Origin of the sequence: Tenacibaculum aiptasiae (assembly GCF_965221665.1) — a bacterium.
Lineage (GTDB): Bacteria > Bacteroidota > Bacteroidia > Flavobacteriales > Flavobacteriaceae > Polaribacter > Polaribacter aiptasiae.
In genome coordinates this window covers 2,274,952-2,287,359 of the sequence record NZ_CBDCSN010000002.1, presented here as the reverse complement: position 1 = coordinate 2,287,359, position 12,408 = coordinate 2,274,952, and the positions used below count along the sequence as shown (strand labels likewise).

Annotated in this window: 9 protein-coding genes; 2 read left to right on the top strand and 7 right to left on the bottom strand. The window is 29.3% G+C overall.

Annotated elements, in window-relative coordinates:
• Positions 1–45: 45 nt before the first annotated feature.
• From ACOQN8_RS10915 to ACOQN8_RS10900, 4 genes are read right to left on the bottom strand one after another with little or no spacing between them, the layout of a single operon-like run.
• The gene (locus ACOQN8_RS10915; protein ID WP_420552690.1) at positions 46–804 is read right to left on the bottom strand and encodes a shikimate dehydrogenase family protein; all 759 of its coding nucleotides are present in this window, start codon (positions 802–804) and stop codon (positions 46–48) included.
• On the bottom strand, positions 785–1,795 hold the full coding sequence (locus ACOQN8_RS10910; protein WP_420552689.1) for a DUF368 domain-containing protein: 1,011 nt from the start codon (positions 1,793–1,795) through the stop codon (positions 785–787). The genes ACOQN8_RS10915 and ACOQN8_RS10910 overlap by 20 nt, the downstream gene beginning before the upstream one ends.
• Before the next feature lie 35 nt (positions 1,796–1,830).
• Positions 1,831–2,754 carry a polyprenyl-phosphate transporter gene (locus tag ACOQN8_RS10905; protein ID WP_420552688.1) on the bottom strand — a complete coding sequence of 308 codons (924 nt, stop codon included), beginning with the start codon at positions 2,752–2,754 and terminating at the stop codon, positions 1,831–1,833.
• 12 nt (positions 2,755–2,766) lie between these two features.
• Positions 2,767–7,122 (bottom strand): translocation/assembly module TamB domain-containing protein, encoded by a 4,356-nt coding sequence (locus ACOQN8_RS10900; RefSeq protein WP_420552687.1) that lies wholly within the window; start codon positions 7,120–7,122, stop codon positions 2,767–2,769.
• Between the two features lie 236 nt (positions 7,123–7,358).
• Between ACOQN8_RS10900 and tsaD the strand changes: the two genes are divergently transcribed.
• Entirely contained in the window at positions 7,359–8,387 is a 1,029-nt protein-coding gene (gene tsaD, locus ACOQN8_RS10895) for a tRNA (adenosine(37)-N6)-threonylcarbamoyltransferase complex transferase subunit TsaD (RefSeq protein WP_420552686.1), read from the top strand.
• 48 nt (positions 8,388–8,435) lie between these two features.
• Positions 8,436–10,286, top strand: a complete 1,851-nt coding sequence (locus ACOQN8_RS10890) for an LTA synthase family protein (RefSeq protein ID WP_420552685.1) — start codon at positions 8,436–8,438, stop codon at positions 10,284–10,286.
• Positions 10,287–10,352: 66 nt separating this feature from the next.
• Here ACOQN8_RS10890 and ACOQN8_RS10885 read toward each other — a convergent pair whose 3' ends face one another.
• The 3 genes from ACOQN8_RS10885 to ACOQN8_RS10875 form a co-directional block, all read right to left on the bottom strand.
• Positions 10,353–10,976, bottom strand: coding sequence for a thioredoxin family protein (locus ACOQN8_RS10885; protein ID WP_420552684.1), 624 nt, complete (start codon positions 10,974–10,976; stop codon positions 10,353–10,355).
• Between the two features lie 6 nt (positions 10,977–10,982).
• Positions 10,983–11,492 carry a TlpA disulfide reductase family protein gene (locus ACOQN8_RS10880; protein ID WP_420552683.1) on the bottom strand — a complete coding sequence of 170 codons (510 nt, stop codon included), beginning with the start codon at positions 11,490–11,492 and terminating at the stop codon, positions 10,983–10,985.
• A 122-nt stretch (positions 11,493–11,614) separates the two neighbouring features.
• Positions 11,615–12,403, bottom strand: a complete 789-nt coding sequence (locus ACOQN8_RS10875) for a S1/P1 nuclease (RefSeq protein ID WP_420552682.1) — start codon at positions 12,401–12,403, stop codon at positions 11,615–11,617.
• Positions 12,404–12,408: the final 5 nt, after the last annotated feature.

The following is a 12,408-nucleotide window of genomic DNA, read 5'->3' as shown; positions in this document are numbered from 1 at the left end:
CATTCTTATAAAATAGCAAACTTTATTTTCAGCTAATTCAAAGTTCTACTTATTCCATATTCTCCAAGCTTTCTCTGCTTGTTGTTCTAACATCTCTAATCCATTTTTTATAATAGCTCCTTTTTCTTTTCCTTTTTTCAAAAATGTTGTTTCTGATGGATTGTATATTAAATCGTATAATAAATGTTTTGAAGTAATATTTTCATAAGGAATATTTGGACAATCGTCTATATTTGGATAAGTTCCTAAAGGAGTACAGTTAACAATAATTTGATAAGCTTCTATTATTCCTTTAGACAAATCATTATAAGATATTTCTTTTTTCCCTTCAGGACTTCTCGATACAAATTTATATTTGACCCCTAACTCTTCCAATACATAAGCTATTGCTTTAGACGCTCCTCCTGTACCTAGAATTAAGGCCTTTTTATGATGCTCTTCTAACAATGGTTTCAACGATTTTTTAAAACCATAAACATCGGTATTAAAACCTTTTAATTTTCCTTTTTTTGAGATACGTATTGTATTAACCGCCCCTACCCTTAAAGCTTTCTTATCTATTTTATCTAAATAATTAAACACTTCCAATTTGTAAGGAATAGTAACATTCATTCCTTTTAAATTGTTTTTGTTTTCTTTTATTTTTTGAGGTAGTTCTTTTATTGTTTGAATATCAAAATTCACATACTCATTTTTTTCTAATTTTAAGTCTTCAAACTTTTTTGTAAAATATCCTTTTGAAAATGAATATGATATATTTCTTCCTACTAAAGCGAAAAGTTTTTTATTTTCTTTTCCTTCCATAAAATTCTATAATTAAAATTAAGGCGATTCCAAACACAATATAAGCTATTGAAATCCAAGTTTCTTGAGTTGTGAAATCAGGCAAAAATCTTTCGTAGTTTTCTATGATTTTATTACTGTTTCTATCTAGTAAAAACGCCCCATCATCGTCTATTTTATAAATTGTTTTTTTCCAAGGCCATACTATACCAAGCGAACCAGTAATAAATCCAATAATAACAGCAGTTACTATTTGATGCCATCTTTTTAAAACATATCCTAAAACATGTGAAATAGATACCAATCCAAAAGCTGAACCAGCTGTAAATACGGAAATAACTTTCAAGTACCTAACCTTTACTTCATCCTCCAACACTTCAAAATCGCCAGATAAAAGACTTGTTATTACACTTCCTAAAGCATTTACGCTATCTACTAAAAGAAGCACATAATTTCCTAATAAAATTAGAATAAATGAACCTGATAAACCAGGTAATGTCATTCCAGAAACTCCTATAATACCACAAACAAAAACAAACCAAAGATTATCGTTTTCTTTTGCTGGTGTCATAAAACTAATAGCTATTCCTACTGAAGCTCCTAAAATTAAACTTATTATATTTTTTAATCTCCAGTCATTAAAGTCTTTTGATATATAAAATATCGAACCAATAATCATCCCAAAAAACCAAGCCCAAACATAAAGTTCATAATGTTTTAAAAAATAATCTAGTATTAGGGAAACACTAAAATAACTGAACATACTCCCTAACATAACCAGCGCTAAAAATTGTAAATTGGTATATTGAGCAAAGCTTTTTAACCGTCCATTTAAAAGTAATTTAAACGCTTTTGCATTTATTCTTTGAAAAGTAAAAATGAGTTCTTCATAAAATCCCATTACAAAAGCTACCATTCCTCCTGAAACTCCAGGAACTTTGTTGGCCCCTCCCATAGCTAACCCTTTTAAAAAAAGGTTTACTTTTTGTAATAATGTACGCTCGTTATACATTTATATATTATATAAGTTCTAAAAACACCTTAGCATTAATGCTTTTTAACAGCTAACTTTTCAAGTAATAAAATTAATGAAAAACCTACAACTGCTAAGATAGTTGCATATAATATTTGAGGATTTCCATCGAAATTAAATGGAGATATTGACAATTCATTAAAGGGAACTTGTTCTCCATGAGAATTTGTACGGTAAGTTAGCACTTTTTTCCATGGCCATATTTTGTTTAGAGAACCAATAATAAATCCTGTTAAAGCTGCCAACGTATAGTTTTTATAATTCGCAAACAAATATTTTAAGACTCTAGAAAAAGATAACAACCCTACAATTGCTCCTAAAGCCACTGCTGCTATTGTTGTAATATCTCTATTATTTACTGCTGCTAAAACTGGTTTATAAGCTCCCAAAAGAACTAAAATAAATGAGCCTGAAATCCCTGGTAAAATCATTGCACAAATTGCAATTGCTCCTGCAAAAAACATAAACAGTGTTGATGAATTTTCAGATACCATTGGATTTAATGTAGTTATATAATATGCCAAAACCGCTCCTAAGGCAAGTAAGATAATAGATACTGCATTCCATTTAGTAATTTGCTTTGCAATATAAATTACACTAGCCAAAACCAATCCGAAGAAAAACGACCATAATAAAATAGGGTGATTTACTAATAACCAAGAAATTACTTTAGCTAAAGAGACAATACTTATAAAAACACCAACAAAAAGAGAGGCTAAGAAATTACCATTTAGTTGTTTCCATGCTTCTTTAAATCCTTTCTCTTTTAAAGTTTTTAAAAGACTTAAATTAACATTACTAATTGAACTTAAAAGTTCTTCGTAAATCCCTGAAATAAAAGCAATGGTTCCTCCAGAAACTCCTGGTACCACATCAGCTGCACCCATAGCAATTCCTTTTAAAGTAATTACCATGTAATCTTTAGTTGATCTATTCATGTGTTAGTTTGGTTATTCTTCTTTTTTCTTTTTAGACTTAAATCTAATTAATTTATTCTTCTTTGGTGCAATTATAGTATCTTTTTTAACTTCTTTTTTCTTTTTCTTCTTTTTCAACCCTAATTTTTCTCCCAGTTCTGATAAATTATTAAAGTTTACCTGATATGAAATACCAACTCCCTGAGTATATCCTTCTTCTTCTGTTGAATATTGTACTTCATTTTGCCTATTAAACACATTCCCTCTTAAATTACCTTCTTCATTCAAGAGTACCTCAACTTTTACTTCTCCTACAACACTTGTTTGTGTATTTGCTCCTACAGGAACTCCTACTTTACCATTTACTAGTACTCTATCACTCAATTGAGTCGAAATAGAAACATCTACCTGGTCATCTGATCTTAAATTGTCTACATTACCTCTATCTCCTTGTGTATATCCTAATCCTAACTGAAATTTACTTCCCTTACTATTTAACATATTTGTTAAAATGTTAGTTGCAATTTCTGATGCTGTTCCTGTTAATCCAGATGCTGCACTATTTCCTATAGCATCCTGATTGTAAAATGTTCCAAAAGCCAATAAAAATGAAAAATGTTGCATTTTGGTATTCAAATCATTTCCATTTAATACAAATTCTAACTCTGAAGCTACTGTTGAATTTGCATTAGGTATTTTAATATCAAACTCTTGTTTTGACTCAAATAAACCTCCAGTAATCTTTGTATATAAATCTATAGGAATTTTACGATTCGAATTAATATTATCAAGTAATTGAGCCGGATTAGCTTTGGTTCTATAAATGGCTGTTAAATCTAACTCTGCATTGTACGGATCTCCATCCCACGAAATGGTTCCCCCTTTTTGAACAGTAAAAGGTTTTGAAATTCCAGCGTATTTGAAATTATACAATCCATTATCAACTGTAAAATTTCCAAACATATTAAACTTTCCTAATGTATTAATCTCTATTCTCAAGTTTCCTTCTCCACTTCCTTTCAATTCACTTCCTGATACTTTATCAATTACAACCTGGGCAACTGCATCTTTTGTTACTATTAAATCAATTTCTAATTCTAACCCTTTAATATCTTTGATTTTTTTGTTCTCCTCTTCATCTTCAGGTTTTCCTGTTTTAAATCGTATTAACTTGTAATTATCTATTGTTTTTACATCACTTAATGGAATAACAAACTTGGTTCCTTTATTTGTTTTTCCATTTACACTAATAAAAAGATTACTTGTTAACCCACTTATACTAGCACTTCCATCTAAAAAACCTGTCCCATAATATTGAACTTCTTCTTCCTCTTCTGTATCTAGTACTAATAAATTATCAGTATCAATTTTAAGGTCTAAAAACCAGTTTTTAAAATTTTGATGCGCTATACTTCCTGATAAGGTTCCTTGCGTTTGATGCTTAGTATCTTCTAGTACAATATTATTTAGTAGAAACTGATTTTTATCCAATACAACACTTGTATTTCCTTTTAAATCAAAATCTACATTTAAATAAGGAAATTTTAGTCCTGCTTCTTCAAAATTCAAAACTCCTTGAAGATCTGGATTTCTCAAAGGACCTTTGGCTGTAAAATCTCCAGTAACTTTTCCTCTAAGTTTATTCAACACATCTTCTCCCAAAGGACTAAATGCTGCTATTTCATATTCCTTTAAGAATACACTTAAATCTATAATAGGCTTTTCTTTTGAAAAATCTACACCTCCAACTGCTGAGATATTCTTAGCCTTCTCACTTATCAATGAAAGGTTTACATCATATTTCTTGTACGAGTTATCCCCAGTTACATTTAAGGCTAAATCTCCTTGAGAATAATCATTAATATGGAAATTCTCTATTAATAAATTTCCTTTAGGAGCTAATAAATTGTTCTCTTGTTTATAGTTTATAATTCCATTTAAATCTCCATTCAATTTTAAACTATCAACTGGAGGTAAAAAACTAGCTAATTTTACTTTTTCAAAATTTACTTGTAAGTCTTTGTACGTACTATCTTTAACAATTCCTTTAAACTTTATTTTTTGTCCTCCTGAACTAAAAACAAATGGACTTATATTAAAATCATTTTCTTTTAAATCAAACGCTACTTTATTCTCTTGATTATTCTTTGGGTTTACAACCCAATCGAACCCTTTATAATTAAAAGTTGATTTCTGTATTCCTACAACAGATTTTTGTAATTCATCAATTGTATAATAAAAATCTAGATTAAAACTTTCTGAATAATCTTTACCTCCCTTAAATACCGATTTAAAAAATAGTGTATCATTCTGAGTTCTATTCAGCAGGTTTAGTTTTTCAATATTATAATACTTCGTATTTATTTTTCCCGCTGTTAAGTGAGTATTATACAACGGATTTTTATTATCTAACCTTAAAACTATGTTCTCAATAACATTTTTATAAGCTTCAATTTCAGGAGAACTAAACGTAAGTTTTAATGCATTTTTATCAGAATTGATTTTTCCTTTTAACCTTGTATTAGTACCTATTGAAATTTGAGGTAAAAACACATCAATAATTTTATTATAGATTGTAAAATCAAAATCTAAGAATTGATTTGAAGTTACTTCATGTGGACGATAGTTTGTATACACACTACCAAGTGCGTTTTGAGTAATTGGTATTAATTCTCCAAATGAAAACTTTCCTTTCAATTTTCCCTTTACTATATCTTCTGAGTCTACTTCAATAGTTTTTATACTATCTTTTACTGAAGAATTTACTTCAAAACGCTTAAAAGAATAACTCTGTTTTTGATTTGTATAGACTAAATTTTTAAATGTAGCCTTCCCTATGATATCATCAAAAGTATTTCCTGAAATATTTAAGCCTACATTCCCAGTTAACATAGCAATACTATCTCTTGTGAATAGATTTGTCTTTTTTAAATCTATTTTATCAATATTTGCCACGAAATCAAACTTATTAACTGCTGAAGAGAAATCTGCAAGTCCTTCAAATTTCAGTTTAAAATTATCATCTTCTGCTTTTAATAAACCGTCAAACTTTTTATTCTGAAACTGACCATTTACAATTAAGTCTTTATACTCATATTCATTAAAAAAAAGACTGCTTACTTTACCTATTATTATCGTATTAATATTATCAACATTAAATCCGCTTCCATTTACATCGGCTTTTAACGATATTTTTCCCAATACAGGATCGTTAGCAAATATTCCTAAATCAAAATCTTGAAATTCAACTTCCCCTACATACTCTGCTTCATCAATGTTATCAATATTTGTTAATTGAAGATCCGATATGGTAGTCCCTATTTCTGAATCAACCGTAAGTGTAGCATCCATTTGTTCTGGAGTAACTCTAACAATTCCTTTAAGTGTAAAATTACCAAGTCTTTGAAACTCTGTTGGCAAAGTTCTTCCCAATAAATTTGGCAGCACGCTTTTTAGTTGATAATAATTAGAAGTAACATTATCTAAATCGGCATCAAAAACAAAACCTCTACTTGTTTTTATAGCATTTACAAAGCCCATATTACCAACAATCCTCATTCCTTTTTTAGAATGGAGTCTTACATTGTTTGCACTAAAATTATTTAACGTACCATCAATATCTCCTGTGAAATAAACAATATCATTACCACTTAACTCTTTGTATAATTTACTTAAATCTTTTACTGCTAGTGCACTCTTTGAAAACTTTGCTTTGACATTAACCTTATCATTAAAGTTTGCAAAATCTTTACGATTGTATGTTAATTTTATATCTCCTTCTATTTTCGATTTATTATCAGTTTCTAACACAGTATTATCAAACTGCATATACTTTTTGGTATAAACAAAATCGGTAGATAAATTAGATATATTAACTCCTCTATTTTCAGTAAAATTCATTTTTCTAATATTTAGAGAAACATCAGGCCCCACAATTGAGAAGTTTAATAAATTACCTCCAGCATTGTACGCTGCAAACTCTAAAGGATCTTTTTTATTATCATCATATAACTTAAAAGTTAAATTTCTTAATGCTATTTTATCACTATTTAAAACAAAAGGTTTTGATAAACTATCTCTTGGTTTTCCGTCTTCAAAACTGTCGATAAAAATAGATAGGTTATCATTTTTTTCACCTTTATAAGTTCGCATATTAAAATAAGCACCACTTAAAGAAGCTTCTCCTAGGTTTACATTATTTTCTATAATACGTTTTGCATTTAAAAGTGAAGTGCTTAAGTTCTGAACAAAAATTAAAGTATCTTTATGATGATCTCTGATTTCTATTCCCTTTAATTGTACACTTCCCAACCAAGATAAATCTACTCTTTTTACTACAATATCTGTATTGTACTCCTTATTAAGCCAATCTGTTGCATGCTTTGCCAATTTGCTTTGTACAAATGGAAGTGACAACAAAATTATAAGCAAGATTAAAAAAAGTAACACGTACTTTAGTATTCTTCTTAATATTTTACCCGCTTTTCTAATAATTAAACCCTTTATAAACTAACTAACAAATGTAATCAGCTAACTGCAAAAATGTTGCCTTATTTTAAAGAAATATCAATTTTAACGAAAATCTAACGCAATATCGATATTTTTGCAATCTAATTTGAACTAAATTGAATACAAAAAACATTTACATTTTAGGTATTGAGAGCTCTTGCGACGATACAAGTGCTTCAGTAATTTGTAACGGAAAAGTTTTAAGCAATGTTATTGCAAATCAAGAAGTACACGCAAAATATGGTGGTGTTGTTCCTGAATTAGCTTCAAGAGCGCATCAGCAAAATATTGTTCCTGTTGTGCAACAAGCTTTAGAACAAGCCAATATTACTAAACATGATTTAAATGCAATTGCTTTTACACGTGGCCCAGGGTTAATGGGATCATTATTAGTTGGAACTTCTTTTGCTAAATCTTTAGCTTTAGGTTTAAACATCCCATTAATTGATGTAAACCATATGCAAGCGCATATTTTAGCTCATTTTATTGATGAAGAAGACAGTAAAATACCTCCATTTCCTTTTGTTTGTTTAACCATTAGTGGTGGTCATACACAACTTGTAAAAATTACCAATCATTTTGAAATGGAAATTCTAGGCGAAACTATTGATGATGCTGTTGGTGAAGCTTTTGATAAATCTGCTAAAATATTAGGTTTACCTTACCCTGGAGGTCCTTTAGTTGATAAATATGCTCAGCTAGGAAATCCAAAAGCATTTAAATTTACCAAACCTAAAGTAGGTGATTTAGAATTTAGTTTTAGTGGTTTAAAAACTGGTATTCTTTATTTTATTAGAAAACAAGAAAAAGAAAACCCAAATTTCATTAAAGAAAACTTATATGATATTTGTGCTTCTATTCAACACACCATTATTGAAATTTTAATGGATAAATTAAAAAACACTGTAAAGCAAACTGATATTAAACATATTGCTATTGCTGGAGGTGTATCTGCTAATTCAGAAATTCGTAAGCGATTAACATTAGCTGAAAAACACTGGAAATGGACCACTTATATTCCCAAGTTTGAATACACTACCGATAATGCTGCCATGATTGCTATCGCAGGGTATTTAAAATATTTAAACGGTAAATATTCAGACATTTCTGTTACAGCTCAAGCTCGTTTAAAAGTTACAGAATAATACTTTTAACACTCTAAAAACCTTACTAGAATCCCAAAATCTCCCTTAATGAAAAGCCTTAAAAATAGACTCCTATTTAATATTACTTATTACCTATTATGGGTAACTTATTTTTTATTTGCTAGATTTTTGTTTTTATCCTATTACTTTGATAAGACATCTGATCTTGGCTTTTCCACAGCGTTTAAAACTTTTGTATACGGAATTCAATTAGATTTTTCTTTTGCAGCCTATATAGCTGCACTCCCTTTTTTGATTATCATTTTTTCAATTTGGGTACCTATTAAGTACATTAAATATCTTATCAAAGGATTTACATTCCCCCTTATTTTTGTTATTAACTTATTTATGTTAATCGATATTATTCTTTATAAATCTTGGGGAGTTCGAATAGATTCTACTTTATTAAATTATATAAATACTCCTAAAATAATGATGGCCTCTGTTTCTACTTTTCAACTAGTTGGAGGTTTACTTATATGGATTCTTATTTCTTTAGCTGTTGTATATGTTTTTAATAAAGTATTAGACAAAGCAATGAACCGTTTAACAAAAGGTTCTTTTTTAGAAGCTCCTGCGCTTCTCTTATTAATAGGAACTTTAATTATTCCTATTAGAGGTGGCTTTGCTAATATTCCAATTAATCAAAGTAATGTGTATTTTTCTACTAAAATGTTTGCAAACCATGCTGCTGTAAACTTTATGTGGAATTTTGCCAACACCCTTACTCATAAAATAGATGATAAAAACCCTTATGTTCATTATAAAACTGATGTAGCTAAAAACATCATTCATAAAACTCAAAATGAATTATTAACAGGTTCAGATTCTATCTTAAAAACAAAAAAACCGAATGTTATTTTAATCATCTGGGAAAGTTTATCAGCCAAAGCAGTAGGAGCTCTTGGTGGCGAACCAGATGTTACTTCTAATCTAAATCGATTTGCTAAAGAAGGAGTTTTGTTTACTAATTTTTATGGAAATGGAGATAGAACAGATAAAGGTATACCTGCTATTTTAAGCGGTTATTATCCACAACCAACTACAAGTATTATGAAAATGCCTCGTAAGTCTCAATCGTTACCAATGCTAACTAAAGAAATGAAAAACTTAGGATACAATACTGGGTTTTATTATGGAGGTGACAGTAATTTTGGTAATATGATTACCTATTTGAGAAACGGAGAGATTGATAAAATTGTTGATGGTACTGAGTTTGATAAAGAGAACTGGAATTCTAAATGGGGTGCTCACGATCATATATTTTTAGAGCGTTTTCTTAAAGATTTATCAGACCCTAAATTAAAACAACCATTTTTCCAAATTGCTTTAACATTAACAAGTCACGAACCATATGAATTTCCTGATACTTATAAGTTTGGAAAAGATTCAGAAGCTAATTTATACAGAAGTGCTCAAGCATATACCGATAAAGCTATTGGTAATTTTATTGATGCTGCTAAAAAACAACCTTGGTGGGATAATACACTAGTTGTCATTATGTCTGACCACGGACACCCTTTACCTGTACACAAAGGATATTTTAATTCTTCTATACGTTTTAAAATTCCTATGGTTTGGATTGGTGGCGCTTTGGCTAAGACAGGAATTACAATTGATAATTTTAGTGGGCAAAGTGATTTTGCTTATACCTTAACTGATTTATTAGGAGGAAACCCAAAACAATTTCAGTTTGGTAAGCACATTTTTAATTCTTCTGATAACCAATACGTACATTATGTATTTAATAAAGGATTCGGGACCGTTTCTAAAAACGGAACTTTTATATACGATTACGTAAGTAACAAACCTGTTATTCAAGAAGGAAACTATCAAGCATTAGATTCGTTAGGAAGAGCAATTAGTCAAGAAGCTTATCAAGACTTTATAGACAGATAAAATAGTTTTAAACAAAAAATCCCAAGTTGTTTAACTTGGGATTTTTTGTTTACAGTAATAAATTTCTTACTGCCAGTTTTTTCTATCTTTAATAGAACATCCTATAGCACGAGTATTCGTTTTTGATGGCTTCTCTCCTTTTAATAAAGCATCAACTGCATTTTCTACAAAACGCTCAGAAACTTTAGTCTCATCACGAGAACTATCGTCAATAGCACCAATATATTCTACTATTAACTTACCATTGTTTTTATTTAAAATATATACATGAGGAGTTTTGGTAGCTCCAAATGCTGGATATACTCTTTGAGCCACATCAAATAAATACGGGAATGTGAAACCTTTTTCTTTAGCTCTAACTTTCATTCCTTCAAAACTATCTCCCTTAGAAATTTTTGGATCGTTTGGATTGATAGCAATTACTGGATATCCTTTAGCTTTGTATTTCTTATCTAAAGCAATTATACGATCTTCATTTGCTACAGAATAAGGACACATATTACATGTAAATACTACTATAAATCCTTTAGCATCTTTAAAATCAGATAAAGAAACCATTTTCCCATCTACATTTTTAAGTTTAAAGTCAGAAGCAACATCTCCTATTTTATATCCTTTAGATTCGTTTACTGTAAATGCTGAAATTGCAGCCATTACAACGAATAGTAATACTATTTTAAAAGTTTTCATAATTAATTAGTTTAAAAAGGTTTGTAATTCATTTTTTAGAGTTTCATAATGAAACGGTTGTTCGTAAAACTTTCTTTTCTTAGCATTATAAATTAATGTTGCAGGTATAGAACCTGTCCAATTTTCAGCAATATCTTTAATCCAAAATTGTTCATTACTATCTTCAAAATGAATAACTTTAGATTGTAATTTTTTCTCTTTTATAAATGGTATTAGATTAGTTTCCAACTGCCTTGAAAAATCAAGACTTACTAAAACCACTTCAACATTTTTATCTTTGAATTCTTGATGTAACTTTTCAAATGCGGGTAATTCCTTTACGCAAGGTATACACCAAGTTGCCCAAAAATTAACCACATAAGTTTTTCCATCATTTTTATGCAATAATGGTTTTAACTGCTCATAATTTAATGTAGCAATTTTAATATTTTCTTGTTGATTTACAGCTGTTTTTTGCGTTTTTTTACAAGAGAAAAACACAAAAACAAAGAGCAATAAAATTCCTGTTTTACGCATACACTACTTTATTTATCTCAAAATTAAATGATTAAACTATTCAAAATTGTGAATTAACGAAACATTAACAACAAAAAACCCGAAAGAAAATCTTTCGAGTTTATATATATTTTAAGTTACTATTATCCAAAAATATCATTCAATACTTTAGCTAAACGTAACCCTCCTTTTTGCAATTGCTCTCTAACTATTGGAAAGTAATCATAAGAATAACGATAACGTAATTTATCACCAGATTTCGCTGATCCATAAACTTTTTTAGTAAGCTTGTGTGTATCTTTCATCCAATCTAAAACACCACCTTTTTGAATCAATTTAATTTGTTCTTTAGACAAACGTTTGGCATTTTCAGCTAATTCAACATAGCTCATATCCCATTTGTTAATTAAGTTCTCATCCCATACTCTATGTAAATTAGAGCCTCTACCGTGCCATTGTACTTGTATAGTATTCCCTCCTTTATCTTCTTTTTGTCCAATATGCATTGGTTGGTGTAAATCTCCCATTAAATGTACCAACATTTTTAAGTAAAAACGTTTGTCTTCAACAGAACTATTGTCATTCCTTAAAACTTTAATACATTCTTTAATACCTGTAATTAAATCTCCTTTTGGATTTTTTTCTACATCCTCATAATTAGCATCTAATGGCATGTTTACATAATGCCAAGTATAAAACTTACCGTATTTTTTTCTATCTGATTTAATTTCATCAGCATAGGTTGATACAAAAGCTAAACTTTCTCCTTGTAATAGTTTATCAATATTTCTTTTAGCTCTTTTTGTTAAATGATTTTCTGCAATCTCTCCTGTAGCTCTATGACCTGTTGGTCCCCAAACATCTTCATTATTTGCTATAGCTGAAACACTTATAAAAAATGCGCTAAATAGCAGTAATACCTTGACTTTCATAAATA